Genomic DNA, 14,645 nt, shown 5'->3' with positions numbered 1-14,645 from the left:
GAGCCTGCGACGATGCAGACCATTCGTTTTTTACCTGACCGTCTCAACAGTGAGCCCGTGGTATTTCGCGGGTTTACCACCCATGAGATGGGGCTGGCAGCCCTTGCCGGCGCGGGTGCGGGTCTGCTCCTGTCACTGCCGTTTATCCCGCTTGCCGGCTGGGTTGTCGTTCCCACCGGCCTGCTGGTCATGCCGCTGCTGCTCGTCTGGTTCGGCGGCCGCTGGATGGCCAGGCTCAAGCGCGGTAAGCCCGAGAACTGGCTCTGGCAGCGACTGGAGACGAAAAAACGCCGGCTGGGGATGGGCAATCCGAAACTGATTGTGGATGCCCGGGGCTGGTCAGTGAAACGTAACAGGAGAGCCTCATGAGCCGTTTTCGCCATGCGGTAAAAGACCGCGACCAGCATATTCAGACGCTGCGCATCGCCTGCGCCGTGCTTGCCTTTTTCCTTTTATTCACCTGTGCAGGCTGGATGCTGGCACCCAGCAAGCTGACCGTGCATAACCCGCCGGATTTACGTACCGGCAGCACGCGGCCCTGGTGGGAAGTGCCGCCCCCGACGGTCTACTCCTTTGCGTTCTACATTTTTCAGCAGCTCAATGCCTGGCCGAAAAACGGCGAGGTGGATTATTCCGCCAAAATCAATGCGCTGTCGCCGTATCTGACGCCGTCCTGTCAGGATTTCCTGAAAGCGGATGCAAAGAAACGCGGTGACGCCGGGGAGCTCACCGACCGCGTGCGCGTGGTGTATGAAGTGCCTGGTCGCGGTTACCAGTCACAGAGCGTGACCGTACAGGATCGCGATCACTGGATTGCCCGCCTGGACGTGGTGGCCGACGAATATTTCCATGCCGAGCCGGTCAAACGCGCCCTGGTACGTTACCCGCTTAAAGTGGTGCGCTGGGAAGGTGATGCGGAGCGCAACCCGTTCGGGCTGGCGCTGGACTGTTATGCCGGTGTGCCCCAGCGTCTGGAGGCGGCACCGCCTGCACCTAAACCGGAGAAGTCAGGAGTGTTTCAGTGATGAGTAAAAACCCCCACTACCGCGCCGGGCTGATGGCGCTGTCCTTCGCCCTGCTGCCCCTGGCAATGCTGGTATCACGTCCTGCCGGCGCAGATGAGCTGATGAAATGGGAGCGTATTCCGCTGCAGATCCCCCTGAAGGTGGGGCAGGAGCGGGTGGTCTTTGTGGACAAAAACGTCCGCGTCGGTTTTCCGCCGGCGCTTAACGGTAAACTCCGGGTGCAGAGCACCGGGGGAGCCGTCTACCTGAAAGCCGACAGCGCCTTTCCGCAGACGCGGGTGCAGCTGCAGGATGTGGAAAGCGGCGAGGTTCTGCTGTTTGATATCGCCGCCGGTGAAAAAGGGCCGACTGAGCCGGTGCGGCTGGTCTACAGCGGTGATGTCAGCACGCTGAGTCACGCCGGCGATGCGGCCGGTCAGCCAGGTGGTGCAGACCGGGCTGCTTCCGGATCAGGCTCATCTGCTCCCACCGGCAGCGATGATGGTACTCAGGCAAAGCGTAAAAAAATCCGCTACAGCGCCCCCATCCCGGTGCTGCTGACCCGATATGCCGCTCAGAGCCTTTATGCTCCGGCACGTACGGTCGAGGCGGTCCCGGGTATTCATCCGGTCAATCCTCATCTGCCCCGACGTGTCAGCACGCTGTATCCCTCTGAACCATTAACGGTCACGCCGCTGGCTGGCTGGGGTGTGGCAAACCGCAGCGTGGTGGCACTCAGGCTCACGAACACCGGCAGCCGTAAGGTCGTTCTGGATCCACGCTCGCTGCAGGGACAGTTTGTGTCCGCCACCTTCCAGCACCGCTGGGTCGGTCCGGCCGGCACGCCTGAAGACACCACCACGGTGTATGTGGTGACCGCCGGTCGTCCGGAGAGCGCATTCATTGCTGAGCCGTCTGCACTGCGTAAAGCGACCCGCACGGTAAAACAGGAGGCCCGCCATGCAGATTAAATCTAATGCCCTGGTGAAGTTTATCGTGCCGGCCGTGGTGATTGCCGGGCTGGCCGTGGGGCTCAAAAGCTGCAAAAACGAACCGGCAGAACAACCTCAGGCAAAACAAAGCGGCTCCCTGAAAAACCTCTCGCCGGATGAACTGAAGGCGCTGGGGGTGGAAGGCGACACGCCGGAGGACACCCTGCGCACGCTCATCGGCCGGCTGAACGATGTGCGTGACCGCCAGAAAACGCTGGATAAGCAGAACGCGGATTTGGTGAAAGAAAACGAACGGTTGCGCCGGCGCAATCAGGACGTTTCAGGACAGGTGAATGAGGCCGTTAATGGCCTGCGCGAGCAGTACGACAAGCGGCAGGCTCAGCTTCAGAACGAACAACTGAGCCTGACGGCGAAAATCCAGGAGCTGACTGACAAACTCAAAAAGCCTGACAGCGAGAAAAAAACGGCGGACAGCGATATCCCGCTGGGGCTGGGACTGGACGGCATGGGCAGCAGCACCGGGGGGAGCGCTTCTCAGGGCAGTGACGGCATGATGTGGGTCGCGCCGACGGACCAGAAAGAGACGGATCCGCGGGATGCGGCCAGCGGCAAAGCCTCACCTCAGTTCCCGACCTCTTTTCTGGGGGAAAATGAGCTGACCCGCCAGAAAGCCGCCTATGAGCAGAAAGTGAAGGGACGGACGAATGAAAAAGGGGCGGAAGAGAGCGCCGAGCCGGTTTACACGCTGCCGGAAAATTCCACGCTGGTCGGCAGCCGCGCCATGACGGCACTGCTTGGCCGGGTGCCCATCAACGGCACCGTGACCGATCCTTATCCGTTCAAGGTGCTTATCGGTAAGGATAACCTGACGGCGAACGGCATCGAGTTACCGGACGTCGAAGGGGCGATTGTTTCGGGGACGGCCAGCGGCGACTGGACGCTGTCCTGCGTGCGCGGGCAGGTTAACAGCGTCACCTTTGTTTTTTCCGACGGTACGGTGCGCACCCTCCCCAGACCCGACACCAGTAACAACGCCGGCGGGCAAAATAATAACGCTCAGGCTAAACAGGATACCGGCACCAGTGGCGGTATCGGTTGGATTTCGGATGAAAACGGGATCCCGTGCATTGGCGGCGAACGTAAGTCCAACGCCTCCACCTACCTGCCCACCATCTTTGGCCTGTCGGCTGCCGGTGCGGCGGGTGAAGCGATGAGCCAGGGGCAGTACACGACGCAGAACAACGTGAATGGCATTTCCGCCACCATGACCGGCGACGCCGGACAGGCGGCGCTGGGGAAAGCCATTTCCGGCGGCATGTCTGAAACCACCGACTGGATCAAACAGCGTTACGGGATGACGTTTGATGCCATTTATGTGCCGCCCGGTGCCCGTCTCGCCGTGCATATCACCCGTCAGCTGGCCATTGATTATGAAGATAAGGGCCGTAAGGTGCGCTACGACTTCACCCTGCCGGGTGGCGTCAGTGACAATGGCGGACTGGACTGAGTACACGGCCATGGCGGGACAGATAACGTTTTTCCCTCTTTCATCCGTGTGCTGGATGTTCAGCGACGGGGCAGGCTGGCATATTGACGTGATCCCTGCGTCTTCTGCGGTTCTGTTGCTGCGACCCGTCGCGCTGTTGCCTGCCGGCGCACCTTTACTGCGCTGGCGCAATGGCCAGCTTTTACTGGATATCGGCAGGTTCTCCCTGCCGCTCAGTGCCCGGGAGTGTGCCGTTTCGTGGCGCAGCCCGAAAATCCCGCGCCGGCTTTACTGCCCGCGTATGACATTACGGGAGCTGGGGCACCTGCTGAATGTCAGTGCGTTCGTTTTTATCTGCGGCGGTTACGATCCGGCCGCCTCACAAAGGAGATACCGGTAATGTACAGAACGGTTTTCATTCTGGCCCTGAGCTGTGTAATGCTCAGCGGCTGCTCAACCTCCAAAGAGGAAATGCTGCCGGCGGGCGATAACACCATGCTTGAACTGTGGAACGGGGCGGACGGTGGCGGCAGTACTTCCCGCCAGTCTGCGGCGGCCCGCGACACGCTGCGACGCCCGCTGACGGGCAGCGAAACGCAGGCGGACGCGCAGGCCGACCGCAGCTACAGCCGTACTCAGGAAAGCGAAATCACCCAGCAGTTTCCCCGGCTGCCCAACCCCGACATGGTGATGTACCTGTATCCCCATCTGGCAGACGGTAACACGCCGGTGCCGGGTTACAGCACTGTGTTCCCGTTCTACAGCCAGACGCAGTATGCCATGCCTGGCGAGCGCACGGAGGCCCTGTAATGCTTTCACTGTTTACGCGTAATAAATCCACCGACCGGCAGACGCCGGTTGATGACGGCCAGTCCGTTCAGGCAGATGAAACCCTGACCGCGGCCGTGAAGGGCCGGCAACCTCTGAAGCGCCCCGGGAAAATGACGCGCCAGGATGAGGAGAAGGTTTATCACGCCAATCCGTCCATCATTGACTTTTTGCCCTGGGCAGAATTTCTCGATGAAGAGCAGTGTCTCCTGCTTGATGACGGCGTGTCGGTGGGGGCCGTTTATGATGTGACACCGGTGGCGACCGAAGGGCGAACCGAAGAGCGCCTGGAGCAGATCCGGGACTCGGTTGAGGATGCACTTCAGGACAGCTTTGATGAACATGACGTGAATCCCTGGGTCGTGCAGTTCTTCTGCCAGGACGAGGACGACACTGACGCGTACCTGGACAGGCTGCGCGGGTATGTCAAACCACATGCACAGCGCACGGCGTTTACCGACGCCTGGCTGGGTGAAATGGAGCGCCATATCCGCAGTATCTCCCGGCCTGAGGGACTTTTTACTGACTCGCTGATTACCGGCCAGCCGTGGCGCGGGCAGCAGCGCCGCACCCGGATGGTTGTTTATCGCTGGCTTGGTAAAAGCCGGGATCCGATGCCGCCGGTGGCGATGCTCAATCAGGTGTGTGACCGGGTCGTTAATGCCCTGGGCGGGGCGGGGATCCGCTGCACCCGGCAGAACGGCCTGCAGGTGCATGGCTGGCTGCTGCGGCTGTTCAATCCGTCACCGGACTGGGTGGAGAAAACCACGCTCTATCGGCAGGCTGCTTACGCAGACCCGCGCGAGACACCTGAAGGCACCGTGCCGGTCAGCAATGATTTTGCCGAAACCCTGTGGTTCACGCCGCCGGTTTCAGACCCGGAAAACGGCGTGTGGTGGATTGACAACAAGCCGCACTGCGCGGTGGCGGTGGAAAAACTGCGTACACCGCCGGAGCCGGGCACCCTGACCGGCGAGAAAAGCCGGGGTGAAAAGAAAATTAATGCCCTGATGGATATGTTTCCGGAAGGGACCATGGTGTGCATGACCGTGGTGGTACAGCCCCAGGACCGGCTTGAAGAGCAGTTTAACCGGCTGTCGAAAAATGCGGTCGGTGAGAATACCGAGTCGGGCCGCGTCCGCCAGGATGTGAAGACGGTCAAAGAGTATCTGGGCAACCGGCACAAGCTGTACCGGGCGGGGATCACCTTCCTGCTGCGCGGCGACGACATGACCAGCCTGAAGCGCAAGCGGCTGGAGCTGTCCACCGTATTGCTAGGGGCCGGTCTGCAGCCGGTACGGCCGGAGTTTGAAGAAGGTCCGCTGAACAGCTGGCTGCGGGCGCTGCCGATGTGCTTTAACCCGGACAGCGACAAAAAACACTGGTATACCCGTCTGACATGGGTTCAGCACCTGGCAGGACTTTTGCCGGTAACCGGGCGGGAAACCGGCACGGGGCATCCCGGCTTCAGCTTTTTCAACCGCGGCGGGGATACCCTTACATTCGATCCGCTCAACAAGCTCGACCGCACCCAGAACGCGCATCTGCTGTTGTTCGGCCCGACCGGGGCGGGCAAGTCGGCCACGCTGTGTGCCGCGCTCTCCCAGCTGATGGCCGTCCATCGTCCGCGGCTGTTTATTGCGGAGGCCGGCAACTCGTTCGGCCTGCTGGCCGACTTCTTTGACAGCCTCGGGCTGACGGTGAATAAAATCAGCGTCAAACCCGGAAGCGGCGTCAGTCTGCCGCCGTTTGCTGATGCTCACAAACTGGTGGAAGAAGGCCTGGCCGCCCAGGCCGTGGATGAGAGCGACCTGCCTGATATCGACACGGACGACGATGGCGAGGATGACAAGCGTGACGTTCTCGGTGAAATGGAAATCTCCGCGCGCATGATGATCACCGGCGGCGACCCGAAAGAAGAGGCTGACCTTAAGCGTGCCGACAGGGCGATGATACGTGAGGCGCTGCTGATGGCGGCACATGCCACGTATAAGGAAGGGCGGCAGATGCTGCCGTCTGACCTGCAGAAGGCGCTGTACGACATTGCCTCTGACAACGATGAGGGCGTCATCAATGTCCGCAATGCTCAGCGCAAGGCGAAAGCGGCGGAAATGGCGGAATCCCTGGGCATGTTCACTCAGGCCGGGAGCTTTGAAGCGGAGCTGTTCAACCGCGAAGGGGAGCTGTGGCCGGAAGCGGACGTGACGCTGGTCGACCTGGGGCATCTGGCGCGTGAGGGTTACGAGGCGCAGATGGCCCTGACCATGGTCTCGATGACCAACATGATCAACAACATCGCGGAGCGTGACCAGTTCCTGGGCCGGGATATTGTCTTCACGGTGGATGAGGCGCATATCGTGACGGTCAACCCGCTGCTGTCGCCCTACATGACGAAGGTGGTCAAGATGTGGCGTAAGCTCGGTGCCTGGCTGTGGCTGGCCACCCAGAACCTTAAAGACTACCCGGATATTGCCGAAAAAATGCTGAACATGGCGGAATGGTGGATTTGTCTGACCATGCCCCCGGAGGAGGTCAAAGATATCAGCCGTTTCCGCGCGCTCACGCCGGAGCAGGAATCGGTGCTGCTTTCCGCCAGTAAACTGTCGGGGTGTTATACGGAAGGCGTGGTGCTGGCGAAACGGATCGAAGCGCTGTTTCGTGCCGTGCCGCCCAGTCTCTTCCTGGCACTGGGCATGACGGAAAAAGAAGAGAAAGCCGAACGCCGGGCGCTGATGAATGAATTTCACTGCAGCGAACTCGAGGCGGCAAAACGCGTCGCGCAGAATCTGGACCGTCTGCGCGGTCTGACGGATAAACAACAGGAGCCTGCCACGGTATGATGACACTGAAGTACCCTGAACCCGCCATTCATGAGCACAGTGGCGGTGCGCTTTTCACCCTGTCGCCTCAGGGGGAGCCCGGCGTGCTCCCGGCGACACATCAGCATCTGGTGAGGCTGCGGGCGATGCTCAGGCAGCGCCTGACCGGGCCGGTCAAAATGACGTGTCACCCGCACCGGGTGGGACTCAGCAGCAGCGTGGCCATCTATCTTGAGGGAAAGCTGAAGCAGGCGGTGAATATTCTTATCACCGTGACGGGACAGACGAGCTGGCCGCAGGAAGAGGAGTATGCGCATCCGCGCTGGTATATCACGGTGCCGGATTCGGCTGACCTGGTGTATCTGATGCTGTGGATTAACGGGCTTGACGTATAACTACAGACTTGCCTTCACCAGGGGCATGATTACAAAAAGAAAATAACAATATTGCATACCGGCCCTCAGGGCCGGTTTTTTGCTAAGTAACGTCATAAAATTGACTACGAGGTCAAGAAGATTTCCTTCGCATAACCTTCTTAACGCATTCACTTATAAATCCTTTTTGCTGATGGGAAATATCCATGAACATTGATTCACCTTCCATTTTGAAAGGTAAAACTCCTCCCTCGTATGCAAACCCTGTTTTGTTTAGAGGATAAAATAGCGCAATCCTATACTCTGCTTCATGAGAAAATATATTTGGTTTAAAAAAAACAAGTTCTTCAGGAGTGAAGCTGTCTGGTGCCGTTCCTGGATGATAATAGATCACATCTTTCCCTTTAATTTCAGTACCCGGGAATCTGTGGTCTAAAAGAGAAAGTCTTTCTTGGAGGAGATCAACGTCGAATGCGATGCAGATATCAGCTTTAAAAGCAGCATAGAGTTCTGGCTCATCTTGCCGATTACTCAAACATATACAATAACAATGACGAGGCGATAGCGTAAACATGGGATCTGCAGTCATATCGTCAGGGTTAAGGGTGCGCCCATTAATTTTTATAGCAACTTGATAACGATCCGGAGTGAAAATTTTTTCCATTTCATTATCGCGCATTTTTTCGTTTTCCATGCGTGAATAATGCGTCAGGTCACACAGTCGTATCGGAGCTTCGTCGCGGATAACGGGGCCAAGAATCTTCTCCTTTCCATACAGATACCTGATATTCATCATCACCTCTGGCAATTTAGTTGAATGATTACAGATTAGTACTTTATGCCGGGTTTAACCGTCTGTAGTTATATCATTAGCTAAATGGTTGTGATCATTTCCTACTGCAAAAGCTACAGATTCGCTGATTAATTTTTTTGTTCGGGTATAGAATTTAATGCGGCTTTTTTGAACGGCCACGGGCACGCTGTCAGGCGATTCAGTCTGACGGAGCCCCGATTCATGAAACTGACCTCACTTGTTTTCCTGCCGGCTCTGCTGCCGGCATCCGTACTGGCCGGCACGGTCGTCTTCACCGACAGTCAGCATCTGCCGGCAAATCTGCCGCCGGACGTGCCGGTGGTACTTCTTGATGGTCCTGACCAACTGCAGGCCGAGATGTTCGGGGAACTGCCTGCAGACCCGCAGCAGGCCGAAGCACAGGTCAGGCAGGTTATGGCATCATCTGCCTGGCAACAAAAACAGCTGCAGCTGAATGATTCCTATCGCCAGGTGGTCCGGGCCTGGGAACTGGGCATTAAAAAAGTGCCGGCCGTGGTGTTTGATGACCGCGATGTGGTGTACGGCACCACGGATGTTGACGTGGCCACTTCCCTGCGTAACCGGGGGGGTGGTCAGTGAATACAAAACCTTCCCGCATCAGAACCACAGTGTGCTCGCTGGCGGTTGCCACGGTACTGGGTACGGCAACCGCGCCGGCAGCTGTTGCAGCACTTAACACGGCGCAGATTATTGCCAGCGCCGTATCGCAAAACTGTATCAGCTGGCGTGTCAGTGGCATCTGTTACTGGCTGTTCTGCACCCCCTTTGGCTGCAAGGTGCGCACGTCGGTCAAAGTCACCCACTTCATTCCTCAGGCAGTCGTTTCGACCTATGTCGCGCCGGGCGGCAACCCGTGGCAGGAAATGGCGTTTGTCAGCCAGACCGCCGGCGGGCTGGAAAGTGCCGTGACCAGCGGGCTTTCCGGTGTTTCTGCCGGAGGAGCCAATCCGGCAGACATGAAAAATCCCGGCCAGCGCAAGTCCGCCGTGCGTTTCAAGTATGCCGATGCGATTGGCCACCCGGCCACCTCCCTGATTGGCGGCAGTATTCCGGGCTATTCCTGTGATACCGCAGCCACCCCGTTAATGCCTTACTTCCTGAGTACGCTGGATTCGGCGGCCTGGCGCACGGGCGTACCGGAGTCCCTGTATCCGGAAGCGCTTGTGCCCGGCCAGCGGGAAATCGGCAGTCAGGCAGCAGCCAATATGTGGGGCAACATCTATCCCCGTTCGGGGTTTATCAGCCAGACCGATGATGACAAAGCCTCTGCCGTGGTGGCGCAGCGTGTGGCAGACATTATCACCCGCGCCGGGCAGCCCCATGTTTATCAGGTGCTCCAGGGCAGCCATCATGACGGGTACTGGCCACCGGGCGAAGTCACGGAAAACACCGGCACGCGCAATCACAAATGGCAGCGGCTGGCTCCCCACATGACTCAGTCATGTGCCGTCTTCCCGGACGGGAGCTATACCGCCGCGAGCGATAACAATGAAGCCTTTGCGTTCTGGCAGCCCTACAGCTGCTGCAAAAAGCGCGGGCAGAAATTTTTGGGCAGCACTGATATCTGATGAGGAAAACCGTGAAAAAAACACCTTCATTTTCAGCCGTTCGCTTAAGCCTGCTGCTGACCGGCTCACTGCTGACTGTCCTCCCGGGCGCGCACGCGGCCGATGATGACAATACCATCCTGGGCATGTCCCTGCCGCAGGTGAACAACAGCGCCATCGGTTACGGCAAGTCCGTCGATGGTGCGGTGTCGGACAAACTGTTCTACACCCTCGGCGGCGGCTCGGTCATTTCCCAGCCGGCCACGCGCGGCAATATGCAGAAGCTGGGGCTGAATACCGGCTGGAGCAGTGACCTGATGTGCGGCAATTTTGATCTGAAAACCACAGTCGGCAACCAGCTCAACGGCGTCACATCAGGCTTTAAAAACCTGATGGGCGACGTGATTCAGGGGGCCACCGGCGCGGTGGCCAGTCTGCCGGCGATGGTCATTCAGCGGGCTAACCCCGGTCTGTATGACATGCTCACCAACGGCGTGCTTCAGGCCAATGTGTCATTCGACAAGGCGCAACTCAACTGCCAGAACATGGCGAAAAAAATGATGGACTTCAGCGACAGCAGTAACTGGACGCAGCAGGCCATGATGGATGAGTACAAATCCATCGTAAACAGCGGTGATGCTGACGCAGTTCGTGTTGATGACGCAGGTCGCAAGGCCAGCGGCGCGTCAGGTAGTAACTGGGTTGGCGGCCAAAAACGTGGGGGGGCGGGGCAGCCCGCGATACGTGTCACCCATGACCTTGTCGCTGCCGGCTACAACATGATGAACGGTCTGCCCGTCACGTCTGATTCGACCGTGGGCGAAAGCAGCTGTAACGGTGGCGCATGCTCTAAATTCGGCAGCGCGGAAGAGGCGGCGGCCATGACCGTGAAGGTGCTGGGCGATCGCTCGATGCGCACCTGTGCCAACGCGAGTGAATGTACCAGCGGTGATGCGGATGACCAGCCCGGTACGACCGTTGCCGGCACCGGTTTTGCCCCACTGCTGGAAGAGGCAACCAAAGCCAACGCTGAGCAGCTGGTCAGGCTCGTCAACGGTACGGAAAAGCCCACGGCCGCGAATCTGGCGAAGCTGAAAACTGGCGGACTGCCGGTGACGGCCGGCGTGATTAAAGCCCTGCAGCGTGATCCGGATAACGCGGCCCTAACCGCCCGCCTTGCAGGCGAACTGGCCATGTCTGACACGGTGGAAACGGCGCTGCTGATGCGTCGCATGATGGTTACCGGTATGTCGGAGCCGAATGCCGCTGCCCAGCCAAAGGCCATTGATACCGCCGGCCAGCGCATTGAGGCGCTGGATCGGGAAATCGCGGCGCTGAAAAACGAGATGGAGATGAAGCGCGAACTGTCACGTAATTCTGTGCTGACCATTATCGACAGGGAGAATCAGCGCGTCGAAACCAACCCGCAGACCCAGTCCGATGACAATACCGACAGTCGCTTCAACCAGATGGCAGCGCCGCAGTCGGCTGAATGAGGGAATAAGGATGCGTAATAAAACGACTGTCAGGAAAGTCTTGACCCGTGCCGGCTTCTTCCTCGCCTGTATGGCGCTGTTCATGGTGGTCTCACTGATGATGGCTGACACCGCCATGAAACATCCGACTGAAGCTGCTGCATTCCGGAGCTGGATGCAGTCGACGTGTTACGGCTGGCTGATGTGGCGACTGGCGCTGTATGCGCTTGTTGCCTGGGGCCTCTGGAAAATCCGGCATGCGCCGGGTTTTCGGGAGGCATACCGGCGGCCGCTGCTGCGCATCAGTGTGGTCAGTGTGCTTTTTATCGCGTTGTGTGAGTACGCGATGTTTACCGGTCCGGGAGCCTGACGATGACAACAAACAGCTATCTTGAGTATTTTCTCACGCTGCTCGGCTGGGTGATCAATAACGGCCTGTGGAATGTCCTGCTGAGCACCGGGCTTTTTGTCCTGCCGCTGGCGTTTAAGGTGGTGGGGATCTGGCTCAAAGTCCGTGAAGAGGGGGAGGATGAAGGCAACAAGGGGATGCTGTCGCTGCCTCGTATCGAGAACGCGCTGTATGCCGGATTCCTGGTGATGATTGCCTGCTGCGTACCGCTGATTAATGTCAGCCTCAGTACGATGCAGTACGACACAACCCGGGCAAAGAGCTGTGGTGTGTGGACGCCAAAAGCGCCGGATGAAAGCGGGTATGCCGGCGTGGTCACCAGTCTCAACGACCAGACGGCCGCAGCACCGGTGTGGTGGGTGCTGATTCATAAACTCTCGAAAGGGGTAACCCAGGCGGCCGTGGCGACCATTCCCTGCCGCCCTGACATGCGGCAGATCCGCTTTGAAGTGCAGCATACGCGTATCGACAACAAAGCGCTGGCGCAGGAACTGCAGGACTTCACCAACGACTGCTATTCGGTTGCGCTGTATCTGTGGAAGCAACAGGATCAGGGCCAGACAAAGGACAAAACTACGCTGCGTGATATCGAATGGATTGGCAGCAGTACATTCCTGAGCCGGTACTATCCTTCGTTGCAGTCCAAACTGCCCCGGGCTGCGTTCCCATGGTCTGACAGCCGGGACAGTGGCCGGCCCAATACCGGAAGAGGAGGCTATCCCACCTGCAGCGAGTGGTGGAGCAGTACGGACACAGGACTGAAAGCGCGGGTGAAAGATCAGGCCGACCCCGATATGTGGCTGCGTATCTCGGCCGCAATGAAAATGTCAGGCTTTAACGACAGTGACTATCAGGAAGCCGTCATCCGTCGTCTGGTAAGCCCGGAAAGCCTGACTGTCTCACAGAATGGTCACGTGTATGCCGGCTATGGCGGCAATGCCGATTTTACCCTGGATAATGCCGCGGCGCGCGTGGCCTCCATTGGCGGTACGGCCCTCGGCAGTCTGGCCGCGTTCCCGGCGTTCGATGCGATGCGACAGGCGCTGCCAATGGTGCAGGCCATCCTGCTGATGGCAATATATGTCATGCTGCCGCTGATCCTGGCATTTGCGGCCTACGAATTCAAAACCGTTATTACGCTGACCTTTGTGATGTTTGCTCTTAACTTCCTGACATTCTGGTGGGAACTGGCGCGCTGGCTCGACAGCTGGCTGTTAACCGCGTTGTACAGTTCGGATACACACAGTCGGTTCAATATGGCGGGACTGCAGAACAGCTCAGATGACCTTATTATGAATCTGGTTATGGGCACTATGTTTCTGGTACTTCCTGCTGTTTGGTTAGGGGCATTATCATGGGCAGGAGTTACCATCGGGAATGCTTTAAGCTCAGCATATCAGCAAGGAACAGCAAAAGCTGAAAGCTCTGGAGGTAAGTTGGGAGAGGCTGGAGCTAATGCTGTTGCAAATAAAGCTATGAAGTAAGCGTAAATTGTCACAAATGAGTAAGGGGGAGCCCTTACTCATCCTCGTTAACCATACGCCCTGCAGCGTCGTACCATCCCCATCCATGCTGGCCATCACGATATTTTCCATAACCTGGCTGCTCTTCCATAAAGTTCTCACATGGTGCATTTTCACTTTCGGAGAGATGTTTTCTATGAGGTGAGAGCACGGCACTAATGAGAAACAATGATCCAAAAGTGAGGATTACAAAACATGCAATGGGTATCATTGGGATATGCCCACACCAAGACGGTAGACGATGAGTAGCCGCCCACGACACACACCGTTTATCCCAGTTTAATAGAGTAGTTCTGGCTCGTTTCCATATACCCGCAAAACGGACGCCACGATTCCAGGCGCGTTTCTCTTGAGACTGATACATCACCCCCTCCGAATTACGTGAATTCTAAAGGGACTATAGCGGAATTTTTGTGCAATTACGAACATCCATGATACCTGACTGAGAACACTAATTAATTCTTTAAAACTCATCAGGTTACTTTTTTCCAAATAGTTACAGCTTGTCATCGTTGAAAATGCATTATTATACTGTATTTATAAACAGTATAATTTGAGGGGGGCGAGTTATGCCAATTCCTTTAGAACAGACGATGTGTTGGGATAAAAGTTCGCAGAAAAATTCAGCAAACACACCGGTTTTGATGATGGCGGCGATAGCCAGACTTACAGGTAGCAATCCATCACTGGCATGTGTTCCTTTGTTTGGCGATGGGGTTTCATGTGGTTTCCCTTCTCCCGCTCAGGATTATGTTGAAAAGCGTCTTTCCCTGGATGACCTTTGTATCCGCTATCCAGAAAGTACTTACCTGGTGCGAGCAGAAGGGGATTCGATGCGTAACGCCGGTATCAGAGATGGAGATTTATTAATAGTTGAATGTATTCGTGAGGCCAAGCACGGTGATATTGTCATTGCAGCTGTAAATGGAGAGTTTACCTGTAAACGACTGCAGTTGTTGCCTTCTCCAGCCCTGTTGCCAGCTAATCCCGCATATTCAGCTATACCCCTGACTGACGACATCGAAACCGTTGTCTTCGGTGTGGTACGCCATCTTGTGCATTCATTCAAGTTTAGGGGCGCTTAGCAGTGTTCGCCCTAGTCGATGTTAACTCATTTTACGCTTCCTGCGAGACAGTTTTCAGACCAGATCTCCGTGGCAAACCTGTGGTGGTGCTGTCTAATAACGATGGCTGCATAATAGCCCGTTCCTCAGCAGCAAAATCACTTGGGTTAAAAATGGGCGATCCCTGGTTCAAGGTTGGTCGTGAGGCTGAGAAAAAGGGTGTTGTAGCATTTTCAAGTAATTACAGCTTATAGTAAGTTAAATGGAATGCAACATCTTCGGTATAAACTTTAATCAGTTGTTATGAACTGAAAGGGGAAGGCCGTGA

15 protein-coding genes and 1 pseudogene are annotated in these 14,645 nt (G+C 57.0%); 15 read left to right on the top strand and 1 reads right to left on the bottom strand.

What is annotated here, in order from left to right:
* Positions 1–12 precede the first annotated feature (12 nt).
* Genes CHU32_RS22125 through CHU32_RS22090 form a run of 8 tightly spaced genes read left to right on the top strand, consistent with a single transcriptional unit; the run spans position 13 to position 7,485 of the window.
* Positions 13–369: a TIGR03750 family conjugal transfer protein gene (locus CHU32_RS22125; protein ID WP_004115534.1), complete on the top strand. Its 357-nt coding sequence runs from the start codon at positions 13–15 to the stop codon at positions 367–369.
* Positions 366–1,025, top strand: coding sequence for a PFL_4703 family integrating conjugative element protein (locus CHU32_RS22120; protein ID WP_004115533.1), 660 nt, complete (start codon positions 366–368; stop codon positions 1,023–1,025). Before CHU32_RS22125 ends, CHU32_RS22120 begins: the two co-directional genes overlap by 4 nt.
* Positions 1,025–1,975, top strand: a complete 951-nt coding sequence (locus CHU32_RS22115) for a TIGR03749 family integrating conjugative element protein (protein WP_006785972.1) — start codon at positions 1,025–1,027, stop codon at positions 1,973–1,975. Before CHU32_RS22120 ends, CHU32_RS22115 begins: the two co-directional genes overlap by 1 nt.
* Entirely contained in the window at positions 1,965–3,464 is a 1,500-nt protein-coding gene (locus CHU32_RS22110) for a TIGR03752 family integrating conjugative element protein (protein ID WP_006785974.1), read from the top strand. Before CHU32_RS22115 ends, CHU32_RS22110 begins: the two co-directional genes overlap by 11 nt.
* A complete protein-coding gene (locus tag CHU32_RS22105; protein ID WP_020899223.1) occupies positions 3,448–3,843 on the top strand; it encodes a hypothetical protein in 396 nt (131 codons plus the stop codon). Before CHU32_RS22110 ends, CHU32_RS22105 begins: the two co-directional genes overlap by 17 nt.
* On the top strand, positions 3,843–4,253 hold the full coding sequence (locus CHU32_RS22100) for a TIGR03751 family conjugal transfer lipoprotein (RefSeq protein ID WP_006785978.1): 411 nt from the start codon (positions 3,843–3,845) through the stop codon (positions 4,251–4,253). The genes CHU32_RS22105 and CHU32_RS22100 overlap by 1 nt, the downstream gene beginning before the upstream one ends.
* Positions 4,253–7,111, top strand: coding sequence for a conjugative transfer ATPase (locus tag CHU32_RS22095; RefSeq protein WP_023202704.1), 2,859 nt, complete (start codon positions 4,253–4,255; stop codon positions 7,109–7,111). The genes CHU32_RS22100 and CHU32_RS22095 overlap by 1 nt, the downstream gene beginning before the upstream one ends.
* Positions 7,108–7,485 carry a hypothetical protein gene (locus tag CHU32_RS22090; protein WP_004115528.1) on the top strand — a complete coding sequence of 126 codons (378 nt, stop codon included), beginning with the start codon at positions 7,108–7,110 and terminating at the stop codon, positions 7,483–7,485. Before CHU32_RS22095 ends, CHU32_RS22090 begins: the two co-directional genes overlap by 4 nt.
* Before the next feature lie 112 nt (positions 7,486–7,597).
* On the opposite strand, the gene CHU32_RS22085 is transcribed toward CHU32_RS22090, so the two are convergent.
* Entirely contained in the window at positions 7,598–8,158 is a 561-nt protein-coding gene (locus CHU32_RS22085; RefSeq protein ID WP_031233906.1) for a hypothetical protein, read from the bottom strand.
* Positions 8,159–8,479: 321 nt separating this feature from the next.
* Between CHU32_RS22085 and CHU32_RS22080 the strand changes: the two genes are divergently transcribed.
* From CHU32_RS22080 to CHU32_RS22050, 7 genes and pseudogenes are all read left to right on the top strand, one after another.
* Positions 8,480–8,878 carry a TIGR03757 family integrating conjugative element protein gene (locus CHU32_RS22080; protein WP_006785980.1) on the top strand — a complete coding sequence of 133 codons (399 nt, stop codon included), beginning with the start codon at positions 8,480–8,482 and terminating at the stop codon, positions 8,876–8,878.
* On the top strand, positions 8,875–9,867 hold the full coding sequence (locus tag CHU32_RS22075) for a TIGR03756 family integrating conjugative element protein (RefSeq protein WP_020899220.1): 993 nt from the start codon (positions 8,875–8,877) through the stop codon (positions 9,865–9,867). The genes CHU32_RS22080 and CHU32_RS22075 overlap by 4 nt, the downstream gene beginning before the upstream one ends.
* The gene (locus CHU32_RS22070; protein ID WP_020899219.1) at positions 9,867–11,342 is read left to right on the top strand and encodes an integrating conjugative element protein; all 1,476 of its coding nucleotides are present in this window, start codon (positions 9,867–9,869) and stop codon (positions 11,340–11,342) included. The genes CHU32_RS22075 and CHU32_RS22070 overlap by 1 nt, the downstream gene beginning before the upstream one ends.
* A 10-nt stretch (positions 11,343–11,352) precedes the next feature.
* Positions 11,353–11,691, top strand: coding sequence for a hypothetical protein (locus tag CHU32_RS22065; protein ID WP_103678278.1), 339 nt, complete (start codon positions 11,353–11,355; stop codon positions 11,689–11,691).
* A 2-nt stretch (positions 11,692–11,693) separates the two neighbouring features.
* Positions 11,694–13,214, top strand: a complete 1,521-nt coding sequence (locus CHU32_RS22060) for a conjugal transfer protein TraG N-terminal domain-containing protein (protein ID WP_006785984.1) — start codon at positions 11,694–11,696, stop codon at positions 13,212–13,214.
* Between the two features lie 686 nt (positions 13,215–13,900).
* Positions 13,901–14,338, top strand: a complete 438-nt coding sequence (umuD, locus tag CHU32_RS22055; protein ID WP_029376740.1) for a translesion error-prone DNA polymerase V autoproteolytic subunit — start codon at positions 13,901–13,903, stop codon at positions 14,336–14,338.
* Between the two features lie 2 nt (positions 14,339–14,340).
* Positions 14,341–14,568: pseudogene (locus tag CHU32_RS22050) on the top strand (Y-family DNA polymerase); the annotation flags it as partial.
* Positions 14,569–14,645: the final 77 nt, after the last annotated feature.

This window comes from Superficieibacter electus, assembly GCF_002915575.1.
Taxonomy (GTDB): Bacteria; Pseudomonadota; Gammaproteobacteria; order Enterobacterales; family Enterobacteriaceae; genus Superficieibacter; species Superficieibacter electus.
This window is presented reverse-complemented; position numbering and strand designations above follow the sequence as displayed.

Bases quoted from the DNA above. Each gene is read 5' to 3' on its own strand.
- CHU32_RS22085 (WP_031233906.1), bottom strand. From the start codon at position 8,158: ATGGAAAACGAAAAAATGCGCGATAATGAAATGGAAAAAATTTTCACT.
- CHU32_RS22100 (WP_006785978.1), top strand. From the start codon at position 3,843: ATGTACAGAACGGTTTTCATTCTGGCCCTGAGCTGTGTAATGCTCAGC.
- CHU32_RS22105 (WP_020899223.1), top strand. From the start codon at position 3,448: ATGGCGGACTGGACTGAGTACACGGCCATGGCGGGACAGATAACGTTT.
- CHU32_RS22090 (WP_004115528.1), top strand. From the start codon at position 7,108: ATGATGACACTGAAGTACCCTGAACCCGCCATTCATGAGCACAGTGGC.
- CHU32_RS22070 (WP_020899219.1), top strand. From the start codon at position 9,867: ATGAGGAAAACCGTGAAAAAAACACCTTCATTTTCAGCCGTTCGCTTA.
- CHU32_RS22080 (WP_006785980.1), top strand. From the start codon at position 8,480: ATGAAACTGACCTCACTTGTTTTCCTGCCGGCTCTGCTGCCGGCATCC.
- CHU32_RS22120 (WP_004115533.1), top strand. From the start codon at position 366: ATGAGCCGTTTTCGCCATGCGGTAAAAGACCGCGACCAGCATATTCAG.
- CHU32_RS22125 (WP_004115534.1), top strand. From the start codon at position 13: ATGCAGACCATTCGTTTTTTACCTGACCGTCTCAACAGTGAGCCCGTG.
- CHU32_RS22115 (WP_006785972.1), top strand. From the start codon at position 1,025: ATGAGTAAAAACCCCCACTACCGCGCCGGGCTGATGGCGCTGTCCTTC.
- CHU32_RS22095 (WP_023202704.1), top strand. From the start codon at position 4,253: ATGCTTTCACTGTTTACGCGTAATAAATCCACCGACCGGCAGACGCCG.
- CHU32_RS22110 (WP_006785974.1), top strand. From the start codon at position 1,965: ATGCAGATTAAATCTAATGCCCTGGTGAAGTTTATCGTGCCGGCCGTG.
- CHU32_RS22060 (WP_006785984.1), top strand. From the start codon at position 11,694: ATGACAACAAACAGCTATCTTGAGTATTTTCTCACGCTGCTCGGCTGG.
- umuD (WP_029376740.1), top strand. From the start codon at position 13,901: ATGGCGGCGATAGCCAGACTTACAGGTAGCAATCCATCACTGGCATGT.
- CHU32_RS22065 (WP_103678278.1), top strand. From the start codon at position 11,353: ATGCGTAATAAAACGACTGTCAGGAAAGTCTTGACCCGTGCCGGCTTC.